This is a genomic window from Candidatus Krumholzibacteriia bacterium, from assembly GCA_035649275.1.
In the GTDB taxonomy this organism is placed as follows: domain Bacteria; phylum Krumholzibacteriota; class Krumholzibacteriia.
Genome location: DASRJW010000131.1, coordinates 19,079 through 36,462 on the forward strand (window position 1 = coordinate 19,079; position 17,384 = coordinate 36,462).

18 protein-coding genes are annotated in these 17,384 nt (G+C 68.9%); all 18 read left to right on the forward strand.

All coding sequences use genetic code 11. The features are described from left to right. Nucleotides 1-33 precede the first annotated feature (33 nt). The 18 genes from VFE28_13835 to VFE28_13920 all read left to right on the forward strand — a co-directional run bounded on the left by VFE28_13835 (nucleotide 34) and on the right by VFE28_13920 (nucleotide 17,381). Nucleotides 34-1,230 (forward strand): DegT/DnrJ/EryC1/StrS family aminotransferase, encoded by a 1,197-nt coding sequence (locus VFE28_13835; protein ID HZM17078.1) that lies wholly within the window; start codon nucleotides 34-36, stop codon nucleotides 1,228-1,230. Continuing rightward, entirely contained in the window at nucleotides 1,220-2,221 is a 1,002-nt protein-coding gene (locus tag VFE28_13840) for a GNAT family N-acetyltransferase (protein ID HZM17079.1), read from the forward strand. Before VFE28_13835 ends, VFE28_13840 begins: the two co-directional genes overlap by 11 nt. Then, on the forward strand, nucleotides 2,218-3,588 hold the full coding sequence (locus VFE28_13845; GenBank protein ID HZM17080.1) for a glycosyltransferase: 1,371 nt from the start codon (nucleotides 2,218-2,220) through the stop codon (nucleotides 3,586-3,588). The genes VFE28_13840 and VFE28_13845 overlap by 4 nt, the downstream gene beginning before the upstream one ends. Continuing rightward, nucleotides 3,585-5,057 carry a hypothetical protein gene (locus VFE28_13850; GenBank protein ID HZM17081.1) on the forward strand — a complete coding sequence of 491 codons (1,473 nt, stop codon included), beginning with the start codon at nucleotides 3,585-3,587 and terminating at the stop codon, nucleotides 5,055-5,057. The genes VFE28_13845 and VFE28_13850 overlap by 4 nt, the downstream gene beginning before the upstream one ends. Nucleotides 5,058-5,306: 249 nt before the next feature. Continuing rightward, the gene (locus VFE28_13855) at nucleotides 5,307-5,885 is read left to right on the forward strand and encodes a hypothetical protein (protein HZM17082.1); all 579 of its coding nucleotides are present in this window, start codon (nucleotides 5,307-5,309) and stop codon (nucleotides 5,883-5,885) included. A 10-nt stretch (nucleotides 5,886-5,895) separates the two neighbouring features. After that, entirely contained in the window at nucleotides 5,896-6,447 is a 552-nt protein-coding gene (locus VFE28_13860; GenBank protein ID HZM17083.1) for a hypothetical protein, read from the forward strand. A 276-nt stretch (nucleotides 6,448-6,723) separates the two neighbouring features. Continuing rightward, a complete protein-coding gene (locus tag VFE28_13865; GenBank protein HZM17084.1) occupies nucleotides 6,724-7,620 on the forward strand; it encodes an LpqB family beta-propeller domain-containing protein in 897 nt (298 codons plus the stop codon). 287 nt (nucleotides 7,621-7,907) lie between these two features. Then, nucleotides 7,908-8,369, forward strand: a complete 462-nt coding sequence (locus VFE28_13870; GenBank protein ID HZM17085.1) for a hypothetical protein — start codon at nucleotides 7,908-7,910, stop codon at nucleotides 8,367-8,369. Continuing rightward, complete coding sequence (locus tag VFE28_13875) at nucleotides 8,366-8,965, forward strand: hypothetical protein (protein HZM17086.1); 600 nt, start codon at nucleotides 8,366-8,368, stop codon at nucleotides 8,963-8,965. The genes VFE28_13870 and VFE28_13875 overlap by 4 nt, the downstream gene beginning before the upstream one ends. Further along, nucleotides 8,962-10,935, forward strand: coding sequence for a hypothetical protein (locus VFE28_13880; GenBank protein ID HZM17087.1), 1,974 nt, complete (start codon nucleotides 8,962-8,964; stop codon nucleotides 10,933-10,935). Before VFE28_13875 ends, VFE28_13880 begins: the two co-directional genes overlap by 4 nt. Beyond that, a complete protein-coding gene (locus VFE28_13885) occupies nucleotides 10,932-11,402 on the forward strand; it encodes a TlpA disulfide reductase family protein (GenBank protein ID HZM17088.1) in 471 nt (156 codons plus the stop codon). The genes VFE28_13880 and VFE28_13885 overlap by 4 nt, the downstream gene beginning before the upstream one ends. Beyond that, on the forward strand, nucleotides 11,399-11,686 hold the full coding sequence (locus tag VFE28_13890; protein HZM17089.1) for a DUF4266 domain-containing protein: 288 nt from the start codon (nucleotides 11,399-11,401) through the stop codon (nucleotides 11,684-11,686). Before VFE28_13885 ends, VFE28_13890 begins: the two co-directional genes overlap by 4 nt. Before the next feature lie 11 nt (nucleotides 11,687-11,697). Further along, nucleotides 11,698-12,828, forward strand: a complete 1,131-nt coding sequence (locus tag VFE28_13895) for a DUF3570 domain-containing protein (protein HZM17090.1) — start codon at nucleotides 11,698-11,700, stop codon at nucleotides 12,826-12,828. A 19-nt stretch (nucleotides 12,829-12,847) separates the two neighbouring features. Next, nucleotides 12,848-14,443 carry a FlgD immunoglobulin-like domain containing protein gene (locus VFE28_13900; GenBank protein HZM17091.1) on the forward strand — a complete coding sequence of 532 codons (1,596 nt, stop codon included), beginning with the start codon at nucleotides 12,848-12,850 and terminating at the stop codon, nucleotides 14,441-14,443. Next, the gene (locus VFE28_13905; GenBank protein HZM17092.1) at nucleotides 14,440-15,063 is read left to right on the forward strand and encodes a hypothetical protein; all 624 of its coding nucleotides are present in this window, start codon (nucleotides 14,440-14,442) and stop codon (nucleotides 15,061-15,063) included. The genes VFE28_13900 and VFE28_13905 overlap by 4 nt, the downstream gene beginning before the upstream one ends. Nucleotides 15,064-15,084: 21 nt before the next feature. Further along, nucleotides 15,085-15,984, forward strand: coding sequence for an SH3 domain-containing protein (locus VFE28_13910; GenBank protein ID HZM17093.1), 900 nt, complete (start codon nucleotides 15,085-15,087; stop codon nucleotides 15,982-15,984). Between the two features lie 60 nt (nucleotides 15,985-16,044). Further along, nucleotides 16,045-16,623: a hypothetical protein gene (locus VFE28_13915; GenBank protein ID HZM17094.1), complete on the forward strand. Its 579-nt coding sequence runs from the start codon at nucleotides 16,045-16,047 to the stop codon at nucleotides 16,621-16,623. After that, nucleotides 16,623-17,381 carry a hypothetical protein gene (locus VFE28_13920; protein ID HZM17095.1) on the forward strand — a complete coding sequence of 253 codons (759 nt, stop codon included), beginning with the start codon at nucleotides 16,623-16,625 and terminating at the stop codon, nucleotides 17,379-17,381. Before VFE28_13915 ends, VFE28_13920 begins: the two co-directional genes overlap by 1 nt. Nucleotides 17,382-17,384 lie beyond the last annotated feature (3 nt).

Sequence of the window (17,384 nt, forward strand, 5' to 3'; positions counted from 1 at the left end):
TTCGGGTGCGATGCTCTCAGTCACGGAGGAAAGATGGCGGCGAACCTGCCGGCACTCGAAGGCGGGCCTCCGGTACGGAGCGGCGCGCCCGTGCCCTTCTTCCGCGCCGCGCTCTCCGAAGCCGACATCGCCGCGGTCACCGAGGTGCTGCGCAGTGGCTGGCTGACGCTCGGGCCGCGCACCGCGGAGTTCGAGGCCGCCTGCGCCGCCTACCTCGGCGCTCCCCATGCGGTGGCGGCGAGCTCGTGCACGGCGGCGCTCTTCCTGGCGTTGCGCGCCGCCGGCATCGGCCCGGGCGACGAGGTCGTGGTGCCGGCGCTCACTTTCCCGGCGACGGTGCACGTGGTGCGTCACGTCGGCGCCGAGCCCGTGCTCGCGGACATCGAGCTCGACAGCTTCGGCCTCGATCCCGCCGAGGTGGAAGCCTTGCTCGGGCCGCGCAGCCGCGCCGTCATTCCGGTCGACTATGCCGGGCAGCCGTGCCAGCTGCCGGCACTCCTCGAGATCTCCCGCGCGCGCCGTTTGCTCTGCGTCGAGGACGCCGCCCACGCTTTCGGTGCCGCTCTCGACGGCCGCCCCGTGGGCAGCTGGAGCGAGGTCACCGCCTTCAGCTTCTACGCCACCAAGTGCATCACCACCGGCGAAGGCGGCCTGCTCGCCTGCAGCGACGGCGACTTCGCCGACCGCGTCCGTCTCCTCGGACACCACGGCATGCAACGCGATGCTTGGAAGCGCTACAGCGACCAGGGCAGCTGGTACTACGAGATCGCGCTACCGGGATACAAGTACAACATGACCGACGTCCAAGCAGCGCTGGGGTTGTCGCAGCTGCAGCGCGCCGAGGCGCTGCGCGCCGGTCGAGAGCGGGTGGCGGCGGCGTACACGACGGCGCTCGCTGGCGAGGAGGCCCTGATCCTGCCACAGCCACGCCCCGGCGTGACGCATGCATGGCATCTCTATGTCGTGCAGTTGCGGGCCGAACGCCTGCGGGTGGGGCGCGACGCATTCGCCCGGGCGCTGCGCGCCGAGGGCATCGTACCCAGCGTCCACTTCATCCCGTACCACAAGCAGCCGGCGGGGCGCGAGCTGCCGCTGCGCCGGCCGCTGCCGCGCACCGAGCTCTTCGCTTCCCGCTGCTTGTCGCTGCCGCTCTTTCCCTCCATGACGGAAAGGGAAATCGCCGACGTGGTCGAAGCCCTGGTCAAACTCCTGCGTCACTATGCGCGCTGATCCAGCTGCCGCCACCGCGGGCGTCGCCGTACAGGTGCACGAGGACGACTGGCCCGATGGCCTCGACGCGCTGGCGTCCCTAGCGCAGGCTTCCTTCTTCCAGGGCACGGCTTGGTGGCGCGCCTTGCAGCAGGCGCTCCGCTGCACGCCCTACGTTCTCGCCGCGCGCGAAGGAGGCAGCCTGCAGGGCGCTTGCGCCTTCGCCGCAGTGCGCCGCTTCGGCCTCCTCCGGCTCTATGCCGGACCTCTCGGGACCTACGGAGGCATCCTCGCTCGCAGCGAGAGCGTTGCGACAGCGCTCGGGCTTGCTTTGCGGTCTCTGAGCCAAGAGCGACGGGTCGCCCTCGTTCGCCTCCACGATTTCACCGGCAGGACACTGGCGGCGTTGCAGGGCGCACCCGGCTGGCATGCCAGCGGAGAGAGCTGCCAGGTGCTCGACCTCGCCGAGGAACCGCAGTCGCTCTTCGAGCACCGCTTCACCTCGCAGAATCGCAACAAGATCCGCAAGGCCGAGCGGGCCGGGCTCACGGTGCGGCGGGGCGCCGATGCGGCCTTCCTCGACGCCTACGTAGCGCTCTATCGCACCGCGCTGCCGCGCTGGCGCTTGCGCCGCCCGCTGCCCCCCGCTCTATTCGGTGCTCTCGTAGGTGCGCCGGGAGTCGACGTCTGGCTGGCCGAAAGAGACGGCACGCCCGTGGCGGCACTCCTCAACCTGCGCGGCGGCGGGCAGATCATGAACTGGGGCAATGTCTCGCGCCCCGAAGCGTGGCGCGACGCGCCGAACAACCTGTTGCACTGGCGCGCCCTCGAAGCCGCGTGTCTCGATCGGCAGGGACCGCGCCTCTACAACTTCGGCGCCAGCGCCGGGCTCCCTGGCGTCCACGCCTTCAAGGCCGCCTTCGGTGCCCGCGAGCACGCCATGGTGCGGCTCGAATACCGCGCCCCATGGCTCGCCTGGGTCGCGCCGTTCCGCCGCCGGGGACGAGCATGAAGCACCTGCTCCTCGTCTCGCATTTCTTTCCCCCCATGGGGGGCGGGGGCGTGCAACGGGTGACGAAGTTCGTCAAGTACCTGAGGCTGCACGGCTGGCGCACCACGGTGCTCTGTGGCCGTGCCGAGGACTACTGGATGCGCGACGAGTCGCTGCTCGCCGACGTGCCGCCGGAGACACGAGTGCTGCGCACTGCCGCCGCGAGCGGCCTCGGAGTCCTGCGGCGTCTGCGTGGGGACGACGCAGCAGGGAGGCGCTCGTCGCAGCTCTTCGCGCTCCTGCGTCGCGGTTCCGCTTGGTTCCTCGTCCCCGACTCTTATGTGGGCTGGTTGCCCTTCGCGCTCCGCGCCGCAGAGGCGGTACTTCGCGATGACCCGCCGGACGCACTCCTCTCCAGCGGCCCTCCCGACACCAATCATCTGGTGGCGCTCCGCCTTCGACAAGACTCGGCGAAGCCTTGGGTCGCCGACTTCCGCGATCCCTGGGTGGGATTGCATCTGCTGGAGCCGCCGACTCCTTGGCACCGCCGGCGACACGCGTCCCTGGAGCGCGAGGTACTCGCTGCGGCAGACGCCGTCGTCGCCACCACGACCTGGCTGCGGGATCTGTTGCGCGAGAGGAGCCCGCACAACGTGCGGCTCCAGGTGATCCGGAACGGCTACGACCCCGACGACTTCGCTGGCTCGCCGGCGTACACCCCCGCCAAGGAAGGACCGCTCCGCCTCGCCCACACCGGCATGCTGACGCTCACGCGCTCGGTCCGTGGGCTGCTGCAAGCGCTCGCCCAGGTGCACCAACGCCATCCCGAGCTCCGTGGCCAGATCCACCTCGAGCTCATCGGGGCGAGAGAATCGGACAACGATGCCGAGGTGGCGCGGCTCGGCCTGCAAGACAGCGTGGTGCTGCGCGGACCCGTGCCGCACGCCGAGGCCATCGCCGCCATGCTGCGGGCCGATGTCCTCGTCCTCCTCAAGCACACTTCGGAGCGTTACGTCGGTCTCGTCCCGGGGAAGTTCTACGAGTATCTCGGCTCCGGGCGGCCGTTACTGGCCCTGGTGCCCGAATCGGAGGCGGCCCACCTCGTCCGCGACCTTGGCTGTGGCGCCATCGCGCCACCGGACGATCCGGAAGCCATCGCCTCGGTTCTTCTGCAGCTGCTGGCCGCGAAGCGTGACGGCAGCTTGGCCGGGCTTTACCGAAGAGCAGCACTGCCGGTCTTCCAGCGACCCGAGCAGGCGAGCAACCTGGCCGCGCTTCTGGACCAGGTCGTAGCGGCGGCGGCGACGAAGGACGGGTCGGCACGCACCGAGGGTCCGCCTTCGGCGCCCCGCCCGAGCAAGAAGTCCTGGTCGGAGGGATCGAGGTGAACCGGCCCTCTTCAGGAGCTCTGTGGCTGCGCCTCGCGTTCCTCGTTTATGTGGTGGGGATCCTCTTCTACCGTGATTCGATCATGGATGACACCTTCATCCACCTGCAGTACGCCCGCCACCTGCGGGAGCAGGGAATGCTCGCCTTCAATGCTGGCGAGCCCTCGCTCGGCGCCACGAGCCCGCTCTGGCTCCTCCTCCTCGCCGGACTCGGCGCCACGGAAATCGCGGCGCGTCTCTTGAGCGTCGCCTGCGGCGCCTTTTCGATCTGGCTGTTCGCGCTGCAAGCACGGCGCTTCTGCGGCAGCTTGGCCGCTGCCGCCACCATCGCCTGGGCGGGGAACTTGTGGCTCCTCCGCCACGCGCCGAACGGCATGGAATCCACCTGCGCCGTCTTCCTCGTGCTCCTTGCCTTCGAGCTCCGCGCGCGAGCCCCAAGCCGCGGGCGCGACGCCATGCTCGGCCTCGTGCTCGCGGCGGTCTGTCTCGTGCGCCCCGAGCTTGCGCTCTTGCCACTTCTTTTCTTCACGGCGGATCTGGTACGGCCAGGGCGCTTCACCCGCCTGAGATTGTGGCTGCCGCTCTGCCTCCTGCCCTGTGTCGCTTGGGGACTCTACGCCTGGTCGCAGGTGGGGCATGTCGTTCCCGATACGGTGAGCGCGAAATCGGGCGGGCCGGCGGCTCTCGCCTGGATCGCGGTGCTCCGGCGCTCGCTCGCCATGGTCGGGATCGCCCATCCCGTCGAAGGGGTAGCCATCGTCGTTGCTCTCTTCGTTCAACTCCGCCGCCTGCGGTCGAGAGCGGTCCTCGGTGCATTCCGCCATCCCTTGGCGCCGCACGTCCTCCTCGCTCTGCTCCTCGTCCTGGCGTACGCGGGGCTCGACGTCCAGGTGCAGCCGCGCTATTTGCTCCCGGTGTTGCCCGCGGTGACGCTTCTCGGCTGCATTGCCTGGCGCGCTGTGTGGGGTGGGGGCAGCCGCGCCGCCGTCTCTTTCGTCGCTCTCTGCCTGGTCGCGACTTTCACCGCGAGCGCGCTCCGCGTCCTGCCAGCGACGCGGGCGTACTCGCAGGCGTTGCGCCCTGCTCTCGTTTCGCTGGTTCAGGAAGTCGAGGCACGCTCTCCAGGCCGCGCCTCGGTGGCCACACCGGATATCGGCATCGTCGGCTATTACGGCCACGTGCACGTGGTCGACTTGGGAGGCCTCGTCGACCCGCGGGCGCAGGAAATCCAGAATCGGCTCGGATACGACGAGATGCTGCGGAGTGGCGCCTTCCTCGATCTCGGGCCCGTGGACTTCGTCATCGACCGCGACCGCGAGCGCGAACGCTTTGCCGGCCATGTCTGCCGCGACCGGCGCTGGACGCCGCTCCGCACCACGTCCATCTCCAACCTCGGCCTGTCGCGCCCGGGCCCGTTCTTTTACACCCTCTACGCCCTCGAACGGACCAATGGCTCGTCACCCCCGTAACACGTGCTGCCGGATGCACGAACTGGGCAGGCGTTTCTCACTGCCCCCGCAGTTCTTGCAGCTTTCTGATGCCGGCGTCCAAGGGGTTTGGGCAGTGCCCCTGCCCGCCCGTTGAGGACGATAGTGGCACGTGCCATACAGAGGTTGTCGTGTTCCTGTCTGTAGGTGTATCTATCACGGAGGGGAGGCGTCCAAGGTTGCTTCTTTGGCATGATCCCAGTGTCTTGTAGTTGCACTAGGTGGTGTGGGATGCGGGTGACGGGACTCGTGCTTTCGCTCGCGATGAGCCTCGTAAAACCTGCGGCGTCTCAACCAACGGAACTCTACAAGTGCATCACCTGGGGAGAAGCCTCGTGGCCTGATTGTGGCATTCCTCAGCACGAGCTCTTCGACGACTGCGGCGGCATCTTTTCCGAAGTGCTCAATGTCGCCTGGTACCCACTTCGATACGTCGGTCCGATCACAGTTGAGCTGAAAACCAGGGGCGCCTTCGCTTTCAATCTACCATTATACGTGGAAGTCGTTCCCCTGTCTGACTCCACAACCGCTGAGTTTTGCAAGTTTGGGTACTATCCCAGCATCCCCGGCCACGTGGTGGGCGTTGCGAGTGGCATACAGGTGTGTGGAGGCGGCTGGGAGGTATTCGGCCCGGTCGACCTGAGGGAGATCCTCGCCATCGATGGAAGCTATGCGTTGCGACTGAAAGGTTTCTGGAGGTTCCCCACCTTGTCAAGCCCCAGCGTCGATTGCGTGCGCGTCACTCCCGTCACGAGCCAGACGCCGAACGCCGTTGGTTCCTGGAGCCGGGTGAAGAGTCTCTTCAGATAAAGCGTGATCCATGACATTCGTCGTCCGGCTCCTCTTCACGACCCTTCTCTGCACCGCTGGGATCGCTCAAAACACGGAACTTCATTCCTGCTTGCCGGACACCAGTGCGTGCGTCGAGAGCGAAGGCGTTCCGGTCTCGAGCTGTGGGGTCTTCTGGTTTCACCGCGGCTATGTCTCTTGGGCGCCGCTCCGGGCCGTAGGCCCCATCACTATCGCTCTGGAGACCTACGACGGTTCCAGTTTTGGTAACGTGCTTCCGCTGTACGTCGAGATCAAAGGCTACGCCGACTCGCTCGGTTGTACTCCCGAGGGTGCAGGTCAGGTCATTTTCATCACCCGCTCGTTGGATACATGTGGAGGGGTTTGGGAGAGCGTGGGCCCTGTCGAGATTACGAGGTTCACGCCTCTGGGCAGCTTCTATCGCATCCAGGTCGCATTCCTGCAGGCATATCCACCTCATTGGGATATCCGCAGCCCGGCGCTGCGCTGTATCCGCGTCACCGTGGCCCCCGATGCGATCGCCTCCACGTCCTGGAGCAATCTCAAGATTCTCTTTCGTTAAGGTTGGCCAGCGGTTATACCGCTTTCATCGGCAAAGAAAGAGCACCTCTGCATCAACAACTGGACGGGTGGGGCATCGGCCCCAACCTCGGCCTGTCGCGCCCGGGCCCGTTCTTCTATACGCTCTACGCCTTGCAGAGCACTGCTGGTCCCTCGTCCCCCTGAAGAGGGCAGCCCGCATTTCCGGGGCCCCCACCAATGCCGTATTCACTGACGGCTGCTCCCCTGGCGATGGAGTAGCATTGCGCGAGGCACCCTCGCCCTGGAGCGTGGTACGGTGCGACGTCTTCTCGCAACTCTGCTGATCGCGGCTGGTCCGGTGGCGCTGCGTGCGCAGCAACCCAGTGCCCGTCCTTCGAGCAACACTCTTCCAGCCGTCTCGCCGGATGGCTCCCGCATCGCCTTCGTCTCCGATCGTGACAGCGCGTCTGCCCTTTTCGTCATCGGTGTCGATGGGGCGGGCGAGCACCGGATCGCTGGGGGCGCGGTGCAGCGCGGTCGCTGGTCGGCAGACGGCAAGGAGATCCTCGTCACCGGCGCCGGCGCCGACAGCGCTTGCGTCGTCGCGGTCAACCCCGGAGGCGGCGGCCGTCGCCTCGTCGCGACGGTCCCAGGACGCAACGCGGTGCTCTCGCCCGACGCCAAGCGGGCGGCCTACCTCGTGGGCCCCTGGCGCCGGACGGCGCTCGCGGTCGCGAACGCGGATGGCTCTGGAGCGCGGTTCGTCGCCGGCGGACGGGACACGGCGTGGAACCCGGCCTGGTCGCCCGACGGCAAGCGCCTCGCCTACACCCACGGCGATTCCTCGCGGGTGCTGCAGGTGCACGTGGTGAACGCCGATGGCACCGGCGATCGAGCAGTGACGCACATGACCGCGGACGAGGGCTCGGCACAGGTGCCGGCCTGGTCACCCGACGGCCGGCGGTTGGCTTTCCAAGTGTCCAACAGCCGCAGTCACCGTGCGCACATCTGGATTGTCGACCTCGAGAGTGGTGCCGTGCACAAGCTCGCGGCCCACGAGGAAGCCACTCTCGACGAAGCCCCAGCCTGGTTCCCGGATGGCAAGCGTCTCGCCTTCCAAAGCAACCGCTCGGGCCGCATGGAGATCTGGGTGATGAAGGATGATGGCTCCGAGCCGCGGCAAGTCACCGGCGTGCGACCTCCCCGGCCGTGAAGAGTGAGCAGGTGGGGCAATGCCCGCATGGCTCCGCCGATCGTAGAGCACCTCTTGGGTGATTCCGCAGAGTGCAGCGACGGCAGTGCACCCTGCGGTGCCGGACGATCTCACCGTTTCCCACCCTGACTTCCAGGCGCGCCGCGGCGCCCGCGCCCGCGGCGCGAGACGCCGTGTTGGGTGCGTCCTCCCGCCTCGCACAGGATTTGCAGTTCAGCGAACACTCCGGGTCGGGTGAAGCAGCCGCGGCGGCACGCCCGGCGGCCGGGGAAGCCGTGGGGGGAAGCATGAGTCGAGGCCCGGCGCGCATGGAGACGTCCGCCGTGGGGCGGCGCTGGCATGTCTGGGGAACCCGGCTCCTCTGCGCAACCTTCGCCGGTTGCCTCGGGTGCGGCCCCTCGGAGCCGCAGGCGCCCGGGGGGGGACAGGAAGTCTCGCTGGACTATCCGGTCTTCGCCGCCAGCATCGAACCCATCCTGCAATCACGCGGCTGCTCGAACATGGCCTGCCACGGCGGCCAGGGTTCGGGAGAGTTGCTGCTTTCGGGCGGTGCTTTTCCCGAGGCGGACTTCCTCGCCGTGCGCGGCCTGGTGACACCCTGGGATCCGCCGCAGAGCCCGTTGCTCCAGAAGCCTCTCGCGGTCGCGGCCGGCGGCGTGGTGCACGGCGGTGGCGACATCTTCGTCGACACCAGCGACACGGACTACGTGACGATGCTCGAGTGGATCACACCGGAGGCGGTGCCATGAGATCTCGTTGGGTCGCGGCGGGCAGCGTGGTGCTCGGCTGCTGCTGGGCGTCGCTGGTGCAGGCGCAGGACGCCCCGACGGGCGCGGTCATTCCGGCGCCCGACGTCGCAGCGGGCGCAGTGTTCACACCGTCGCTCCATTTCTCCGTCACCGCGGGACAGCTCGGTGCGGAGCCGCTCTACAGCCTCCACCTCGGCTACCAGCCCTCACGCCGCCTCGGGTTCGAGGCGACCATCGCGCACAACCCGAGCAGCGGCACGCACGCGGCGCTGCACCACATCGGTGCGGTCGTTCCCGTTCTCGGCAACCGTCATCTCCGGCCGTTCCTGGTCGCCGGCCTGGGCACGATCCAGGTCTTCCCGGGCACCTCCATCAACGCCGAAACCGTGACCAAGCTCGTGCTGCACGCCGGCGGCGGCGCGCAGATCCACCTGCGCGACGACATCGCGCTGCGCCTCGAAGCCCGCACTCTCGGCGCCGTGGATCAGCAGGACGACCACAGCGGTCTCCTGGGATACACGCAGTGGAGCGCGGGACTGGCGTTCCATCGCCCTCTCGGCGCCTCCAGCGCCTCGGACAGGGGAGAAGAACCATGAAGCTGTGCAGAACATCCGCCACCATCGTCGCCGCCCTGGGCGCGGTGCTGGGTTGCCGCGGTTCGGCTCCGGACGACCTGCTCGGGGGCGAGCAGAGCACGGAGATGCTCGTGTTCGTGAAGGCGAGCGCCGAAGAGACGCTCAACCGCACCCGGGCCTCGTCGAACCTGTACATTCTGTCGCCCATCTCCGCCGACGGCGAGGTGCGGCCGCTGACGCAGTACGCCGATGCGGCGATCCAGGATCCCTGCGTCTCCTTCGACGGCAAGATGATCCTCTTCTCCATGGCGCCTGGACCGGGCGCGCCGCGCAACATCTGGGAGATCCGGACCGACGGCACGGGCCTGCGCCGGGTGACCGGCGTCGATGCCCAGGGCAGGGACGGCGACGACTTCGATCCCTTCTACCTGCCCGACGGCAGGATCGCCTTCACCTCCAATCGTCCGGGCTATCTGGACGAATACAACCGCAGCCTCACCGAGGTGCTGCACGTGGTGCAGGCCGACGGCAGCGGCATGGAGCAGATCTCGTTCAACATGAGCGACGACTTCGACCCGTTCCTGCTGCCCAGCGGTCGCATCGCCTACACGCGCTGGGACCACCATGGGACGCAGAACCGCTTCCCGCTCTTCGCCACCAGTCCGGATGGCAGCGGCACCTTCCATCTCTTCGGCCCCCACGACCTCAACTTCTTCCACCCCGAGGCCGTGCCCGACGGCCGGCTGGTGGCCATCCTCTCCAACGAGGTGAACGGCGATGCCGGCCGCATCGCGCTGCTGCGCCTGGAAGGCACGCATGACGACCCGCCGACGCCGGGGCTGATCGCGACCCTCACGCCCGACGTGGAGCTCGACGGTCCGCCCTTCCTGCGCGGCGCCTTCAAGTACCCGCGCTGGATCGGCAACAACCGCTTCGTCGTCTCCTACACCCTGCCGTTCGGCGAAGGCACACCGGCCGATGAAGAGGTCGACGAGGAGCTGGCGGACTACGGCCTCTACACCTTCGAGGTGCTTCCCGACGGTCAGGGGGGAGAAACAATCTCGAACCTGATCTTCCTCTACAACGATCCGAACACGCAGGAATACGACGCCCAGCTCGTGGCGCCGCGGGAACGCCCGCCGGCCGTCCCCTCGACGTTGGACCCGGGGGCGACGACCGGGGTGTTTCACGTGAGCAGCATCTTCAACCGCCAGACCGGCGACGGGCAGGAGAGACCGCAACCGGGTGACGTGGCGCAGGTCATGGTCATCGAGGCCATCCCCACCTTCCCCGGCGATGCGCGCGGCATCTCCACCACGGAGTTCGAACGCAAGCGCATCCTCGGCGTGGCACCGGTGGAGAGCGACGGCTCCTTCCACATCCGTGTGCCCGCCAACACGCCGCTTTCCTTCAACCTGCTCGATGCGCAAGGCCGCTCCATGGTGACCAAACGCAACTGGGTCTATGCGCGGCCGGGCGAGCAGTTCCTGGGCTGCGCCGGTTGCCACGGCCCGCGGGGCAGCAGCGCCAATCTCAACACACTGGCGCTGGCGCGGGCGGCCACGGATCTGGAAACACCGGTGGCGCAGCGCGAGGTGATCAACTTCGGCCAGACGCTGCAACCCCTCGTCGAGGCCAAGTGCACCGGCTGCCACCAGCCGACCTTCATTCCTCGCGTCGTCAACGGCGCCACCGTCGTCGACACCGTGGCGGCACCGGCGAATCTGGATCTGCGCATGGTGGCGGTGACGGACAGCATCACGCAGGAGACCTTCCCGCAGGCATATCTGAGCCTGGCGGGCGACATGGAGATGATGCAGAGCACCGTGGTCACGCCGGGATTCTCGCGCCGCAGCCGTCTCATCGACGTGCTCCGTGCCCTCGGCAGCGCTACGGGCCAGCCGCCGCATCCGCAGGGTGCCGAGGCGCTCACCGACGCGGAGAAGCGTCTCTTCACCGTCTGGGTGGACCTGGGAGCGCAGTACCGATGAGACGGTGCGCTGGCATCGCTTTGCTCTCCCTGCTGCTGCCGCTCCAGGCGGCAGCAACGCCGGCGCCGGGCTTCGAGGCGAAGACGCTCGCCGGGACGACCGTGCGCTTGCAGGACTACCGCGGCCAGTTCGTGCTCCTGGATTTCTGGTCCAGCTGGTGCGGCGCTTGCCGCGCCGAGCTGCCGCGGCTCGCGGTGCTGGAGCGAGAGGTCGACGGCCTGGTGGTGCTCACCGTGAATCTCGGAGAGGAGCCGGAACGCATCCGCGGTTTCGCCGGCAAGGTGACGCTGCCGCGCCACGTCCTCCTCGACCCGGAGGGCGCGATTGCCGAGCGCTTCGCGGTGCCGGCGCTGCCCTGGCAGGTCCTGGTCGATCGCAACGGGACGATCGTGCGGCAAGGCCGGCGCGTGCACGACGGGGCGGAGGCGTTGCGCCGGGAAATCGCAGCGACAGGAGGCAAGCGATGAAGCGGGACGAACGGACACCGCGAGAGCGGCGCGAGCTGCTTGGCCCTTCGGGGCGGCGCGTGGCGTTACGGCAGCGGGCCTGGCTGGGCGCCGGCGCTCTTCTCCTCCTCGCGCTCACCGGCTGCGCGCACGTCAAGCCATACCAGCGCCAGTACCTCTCGGATCGGATCATGGATCCCAGCGCCGCGCGCTGGGAAGCGGCGGCGGAGCGCAAGATGCTGTCCACCCGCGAGGGGGCGCAAGGCAGCGTCCTTGGCGCCGGTGGCGGCTGCGCTTGCAACTAGGAGAGGGAGCGATGCGGCGCCGCCTGGCGATCGTGTTCTTCGTCCTCGCGGCGCCCCTGGGCACCGCGGCGGAAGAGCGTGTCACCGCCGGCGTGCACACCTTCAGCGACAGCGAGGACAATCGCGTGGAAACCTACGCCCTCGAATGGCTGCAGGAGCTGCGGCACGACTGGAAGGTCATGCTGCGTGGAGCGCTGGACCGCGTGGTGTTGCCGCCCCTTCCGGGACTGCCGGGATCGCCGGAGAACGTGGACGCCATCACCACCGCCTCGCGGCCCGTGCAGAGCGTCGAACTCTCCAAACAGGGCTACGACAAGCTGCGCGAGGAAGCGACGGGCAACGTGGAGTGGACCCCCGCCTCGGGCCGGCTGCGCACCAACGGCTCGTTCTACTACAGCAAGGAGAGCGATTACGTGGGCCGGCAGATCGGCGTCGGCCTGGCTCACGACTTCCAGCAGGGGAACACCAACCTCTCCTTCGGCCTCTCCCACGGCTTCGACACCATCACGCCGGAGCCGCACGGCGGTACCACGCAGCCGGAGGAGCAGCGCACCACGGAGGACCTCACCTGCGTGTGGACACAGATGATCTCACCCAAGAGCCGGGGAACGGTCGGCTTCGAAGGCACCTGGGTGATGGGCTTCCAGAGCAACCCTTACCGGCACGTGTACGCCGGTGGCCTGGTGGTGCCGGAGCGCCACCCGGACCGGCGCTTCCGGCGCTCGCTCTTCGCCCAGTTCGACCGCTACCTGATGACACGGTCGTCCGTGTCCCTGGGCGGGCGCTGGTACAGCGACGACTGGGGCGTGCTCGCCGGGACGGTGGATGCGCAGCTCCACCAGTACGTGGGCAACCACCTTATCGTCCGCTATCGCTATCGCTATCACACGCAGACGGCGGCGTCCTTCCAACGCGACCTGTACACCAGTCCCGAAGGCGTGGACGGCTACTACACCGCCGACTACAAGCTCGACGATTTCGCCTCGAATCTCTTCGGCGTCAAGCTGAGCGTCCCCTTCGCGGGCTTCCAGATCGCCCCGTGGGCGCGCGGCGTGGTGCTCGATCTCAAGGTCGAACGCTACTTCGACTCCAAGAGCTTCGCGGCGACCGTGTTGGAATCGGGCTTCACCTGGCCCTTCTGAGGCCGACGAGGGAGGCAATATGCGCTGGCTATCCTGGATGCTCCTGCTGCTGGCGCCGGGCGCTGCGGCGGAGTCCTTCGTCCCCCGGGCCCTGGCGCCGGAACAGGGCGTGGACATCTTCACCCGCTCCGAGGCCGTACGGCTTCTCGGACGGGAACTCCTGGCCGAGCCGGCGGGAAGCGCCGTCTACGGCAGCATTCATGTCTACGATCGCTTCCCCTACGTCGAGTCGCGCTGGGTGGCGGTGACGAGCGACGCCCGTTGGCAGCGCTTGCTCTTCGGCGAGCTGGGCGCGGCGCCGCGCTCCTTCGGCAGCGGCGGCGCGGGGCCGGAGCAGTTCGGCGAGCCCCGCGGCCTCGCCTTCGCTCCGGATGGGCGGCTCTTCGTAGCCGATCGCGCCCTCGGGCGGCTGCACGTGCTCCGGCTCGATCTCAGCGGCGCCGACCCGGCGCTCCAATACGTCACGCACGTGGACGGTCTGGCGCAGCCCACGGACGTGGCGGTGCACGATGGCGGCACGCCGTCGGACCCGGCGGACGATCGTGTCCTGGTGGTGGAATCCGGGGCGCATCGCCTGTCGCTCTTCGCCGTCGACGACGACCAGCCGACCAAGCTGACCGAGTTCGGTCATTCCGGCCCCGGCACCGGCGAGTTCCTCTCGCCGCGGGCGGTGGCGGTCGGCCGGCGCGACGGTGTATCGACCGACGAGATCTTCGTCACCGATTCGGGCAATCATCGCCTGGTGCGCCTCGTTCTCGCCGGCGGCAGCTTGCGCTGGGACCGCGCTCTCGATCTGCCCATGGAGGCGACCTCGGTGGATGCGGACCATCACGGCAACCTGCTGTTGACGCTGCGCCGCCGGAACGACGTGTGGAAGGTGTCGCCGGCGCTCGAAGTGTTGGCCACGTTCAACGGCGGCGCGCGGTCGCTGCAAGCGCCGCGCGACATCGCCGTGCCCTTCGCCTGGGTGCACGACCATCGGGCCGGCGCCACCGCGCCTGCTTGGCGCGGCCAAGGTTCGGCGCTCGTCCTCGAAGCGTGGCGCGAGAACGGGGGCGTTCGCCTCGTCGATCTCGGGATCGAGATCAACGCGCTGCGCCGGGCCAGCAACGGTGGCGTCGAGATGCAGCTCACCGATGCGGCGCGGGTGACCGCGGCGGTCGTCGGCGCCGACGGGCGCAGCGTGCGGCGCGACCTCGGCACCTTGCCGGCAGGAACGCAGGTGCTCGACCTGCCTGAGCTGGACGGCGCCGCCCGGGTCGAGCTCGCAGCGGTGTCGCTCTACGACCAGAGCCGCCACGCGGAAAAGACGCTCGTCCTCGCGGACGCCGCGCCGCGCCGGCTCGTCGTGCAGCAGAACGTGCCGAATCCATTCAACCCGATGACGACCATTTCCTTGTCTCTGCCCGCGGCCGGGCAGGCGACGGTGGAGGTGTTCGACGTCAAAGGCCGGCGCCTGCGCCAGCTCTTCCAGGGAACGCTGCCGGCGGGGCCGCATTCCTTCACCTGGGACGGTCGTGACACGGCGGGCCGCCTGCAGTCGTCGGGGGTCTACTTCTATCGCGTGCAGGCGCTGGACGAGATGCAGGTGCGCAAGATGGTGATGGCGCGGTGAAGCGCCGGGTGCTGCACGCGGCGCTGGCGCTGGGACTCGCCGGTGGCAGCGCGGCGGCGGCGCCGCTCGAGCTCTGGCTGGAGCCGGTGCAGGCGAGCGCGCTCGTTCTCGGCCCGCTCTACACCAAAACGGCCGGTGTGGATGGCAGGAGCACGGCGCACCTCGGGCTCGGTGCCGCGGTGGGTTGGAAGTCATGGCAAGGCGCCGTCACCTTCGGTCGCGCGGCGCGCCACACCGACTTCGGCCTCTTGGAGGGGCCACGCGTCCGTCTCGAGCGCGCCGATGTACAGACCGAAGTGCGCTGGCGCGCCCCGCTCGAGCTCCAAGGCTTCGGCTTTCAGGCCGCCGCCGGTCTCGGGCGCTTGCTGCTGCGCTATCACCCGGATCGCGTCGTCTTCAGCGCCGGCGGCGAGACCTTCGAGGTCGCGCTGGGGGAGACCGCCGCGTGGACACGCCAGGTGGCGGCAGAGGTCTTGCATGACCTGCCTGGCAACGCCTGGATCGCGCTCAGGACGAGCTGGATCTTCTACGCCATGGACGTGGCGACCCCATCGGGCACGGAGCGACGTGACGTGCGCGACGTGCAAGCAGGCGTGGCGCTGCGCGTCCGTTTGCGCTGACGGCGAGCGGAGGACACACGGATGCGGCAGAAGAGCCTGTGCCTCGGCGTGGCTTTCGCGGCCTGTCTCGGGGCGAGCGCCGTCGGCGCCGAGGAGAGCGGCTCGAGCGCCGCGGACAGCAGCGCGGCTGCGGCCGGGGCGGCCGGGGACTCGCCGGCGGCGCAGGTGCAGCCGACGCCCGGCGTGGCGACGACCGACTCCATCCCGCGAGCGCGCATGCGCGTGCGTCACACCCAGGTGGCGGTACTGCGGTCCGGCCCGGGACTCGAGCATGCCCTGGTGACGACGGTGCTCGAAGACGACATCGTGATCGTCGATGCGCGGACGGGCGAATGGTTCCATGCCACCGGGCCCGATGGCACCAGCGGCTGGGTGCACGAGAGCCTGCTCACCAACGATGTCGATCGCGATCGTTTCCGCTTCACCCCGGATCCGGGGAAGCGCGAACGCCAGGGCACGATGCTGCTCGCGGTCTATGCCGGCAGCTACGCCGCGGATCGCGAGGACAACGCCTTTCTCTTCGGCGGCCGCTTCGGCTACGCCCTGAGCTCGCGTTTCACCTTCGAGGTCGGCGTGGGGAAGACGCGCGTTGTCCGCAGCACCTATGTCATCGAGCAACTCTACGGCTTGCGACTCGAGGAGGAGACCTTCGACGTCTTCTTCTACGAGACCGGCATGGCGATCGACGTGCTGCCGCGGCGGCGGGTGACGCCGTTCCTGGGCGGCGGTGTCGGCGCCACGATCCTCAACGCCCGCGTCGAGCCCACTTGGTACCTGGCGGTGGGCACACGCGCCTGGCTGACGCGTCAGCTCAGTTTGCGCTGGGAAGTGCGGGACCACCGCCTCGAAGTGGGGAATCAATTCACCCGCTTCAACGGGGACAACCTGGAGTTCAGTCTCGGCACGGAACTCCTGTTCTGAGGGGAACGGCAGCCCGTGCAAGGGCGCGCCGACGCCTGACGGGCCGCGGAGGTGATGACGATGCAGCATGCGCGCTCGGGTCACGACCCGCGGCCGACCCTGCCACGGGCGATGGCGACCTGCGTGTGCGCCGCGATCTTTCTCCTGGCTTGCGGAGCGGCCTCGAGCGCCCGGGCCGGGGAAGCGGTGACGGCGCGGCAAAATCTCCCCGTCGCGCTCCAGGCGGCCGATGTCTGGGCCGACGACGCCCAGCTCGTCTGGGTGGAGAACGACACGCCGTTGGATGGCGCCGGGCGAGCCCAGGCCTGGGGCTATCTCTTCTACTCCCCCGGCTTGCACGCCATGCGGAGCTATTCCGTCCGCGACGGCCAGCTCGTGCGCGCCGAAGATCAGTCGGTGAGCGTGGCGGCACCGGCACTGGAGACCTGGCTCGACAGCGGCGAAGTGCTGCAGCGCGCCTGCCGTCAAGCAGCCGCCGATGGCGAGCCCCAAGCGCTCCCCGAGAATCTCCTCCTCGTGCGCGGCGTCTTCGCGCCGCGCACCGCCTGGGTCGCTGTCTTCGCCCGCGCCGGGGGAACGCGGCTCTTCGTCGTCTGCGATGCCGCGAGCGGCGAGGTGCTCCGCTCTTGGAGGGGCTGATGCGCGGGAAGGCGAGCAGATTCCGCCGCCCTCTGTGGCTCCCGGCCGTCTTGCTGGTGCTCGCCGGCCTGGGGCGCGGGGCGGGCGCCGACGAGACCCAGGGGCACCTCGAGTTCTTCCGCCAGAACCGGGACTTCTTGCTCCGCGCCTTCGAGCGCGTGCCCGAACCGGGTAGCACGGCGCCGACCCAGCGGCACTGGGATTTCGATCCCTTCGCCGCCTGGGACGTGCGGGAGCAGCTGCGCGCCGCGCGGGCGGCGCACGACACCGCCGCGACCCCGGAGGATCTGCAGCAGTTCCATCTGGCCCTGGACCGGCTGCTCGAGGAAGCGCAAGCGGCCGCGGTGCGTTTGGACGATCTGGATCGCCGCTTCGCCGCCCACCTGCGCACCGCCGTCGAGGTCACCCTGGCAGCGGAGAAAAAGGTGCAAGTGGAGCGTCTCGAGGCAAGCCTGGATGGCGAGCCCGCCGTGGCCTGCACGCTCAGCGCCGCCGAACGCGAGGCCCTGGAAGCAGGAGGCATCGTGGAGGTGCTGCGCCGCGTCGTGGAGGTGCGGCCGCAGAATCTCGAGGTGCGCTGGTGGGTGCGCGGCGATCCGCAACCCCGCCAAGCGACGCACGTGCTCACCCCCGTGCCCGATGCGCTCGTCCGCGTGCACCTCGATGTCCCCGCAGCGGCCAGGCCGGTGACGCCGGTGCAGAGCACTCTCGGACCGGTGCCGAGCGCTCCGGTGCAGAGCCCACTCGGAGGCGGATGAGAG

Coding starts and splice junctions, on each gene's coding strand:
- VFE28_13880 (HZM17087.1), top strand. CDS start 8,962: ATGAAGCTGTGCAGAACATCCGCCACCATCGTCGCCGCCCTGGGCGCG.
- VFE28_13840 (HZM17079.1), top strand. CDS start 1,220: ATGCGCGCTGATCCAGCTGCCGCCACCGCGGGCGTCGCCGTACAGGTG.
- VFE28_13900 (HZM17091.1), top strand. CDS start 12,848: ATGCGCTGGCTATCCTGGATGCTCCTGCTGCTGGCGCCGGGCGCTGCG.
- VFE28_13895 (HZM17090.1), top strand. CDS start 11,698: ATGCGGCGCCGCCTGGCGATCGTGTTCTTCGTCCTCGCGGCGCCCCTG.
- VFE28_13835 (HZM17078.1), top strand. CDS start 34: ATGGCGGCGAACCTGCCGGCACTCGAAGGCGGGCCTCCGGTACGGAGC.
- VFE28_13890 (HZM17089.1), top strand. CDS start 11,399: ATGAAGCGGGACGAACGGACACCGCGAGAGCGGCGCGAGCTGCTTGGC.
- VFE28_13870 (HZM17085.1), top strand. CDS start 7,908: ATGAGTCGAGGCCCGGCGCGCATGGAGACGTCCGCCGTGGGGCGGCGC.
- VFE28_13885 (HZM17088.1), top strand. CDS start 10,932: ATGAGACGGTGCGCTGGCATCGCTTTGCTCTCCCTGCTGCTGCCGCTC.
- VFE28_13860 (HZM17083.1), top strand. CDS start 5,896: ATGACATTCGTCGTCCGGCTCCTCTTCACGACCCTTCTCTGCACCGCT.
- VFE28_13875 (HZM17086.1), top strand. CDS start 8,366: ATGAGATCTCGTTGGGTCGCGGCGGGCAGCGTGGTGCTCGGCTGCTGC.
- VFE28_13915 (HZM17094.1), top strand. CDS start 16,045: ATGCAGCATGCGCGCTCGGGTCACGACCCGCGGCCGACCCTGCCACGG.
- VFE28_13845 (HZM17080.1), top strand. CDS start 2,218: ATGAAGCACCTGCTCCTCGTCTCGCATTTCTTTCCCCCCATGGGGGGC.
- VFE28_13910 (HZM17093.1), top strand. CDS start 15,085: ATGCGGCAGAAGAGCCTGTGCCTCGGCGTGGCTTTCGCGGCCTGTCTC.
- VFE28_13855 (HZM17082.1), top strand. CDS start 5,307: ATGCGGGTGACGGGACTCGTGCTTTCGCTCGCGATGAGCCTCGTAAAA.
- VFE28_13920 (HZM17095.1), top strand. CDS start 16,623: ATGCGCGGGAAGGCGAGCAGATTCCGCCGCCCTCTGTGGCTCCCGGCC.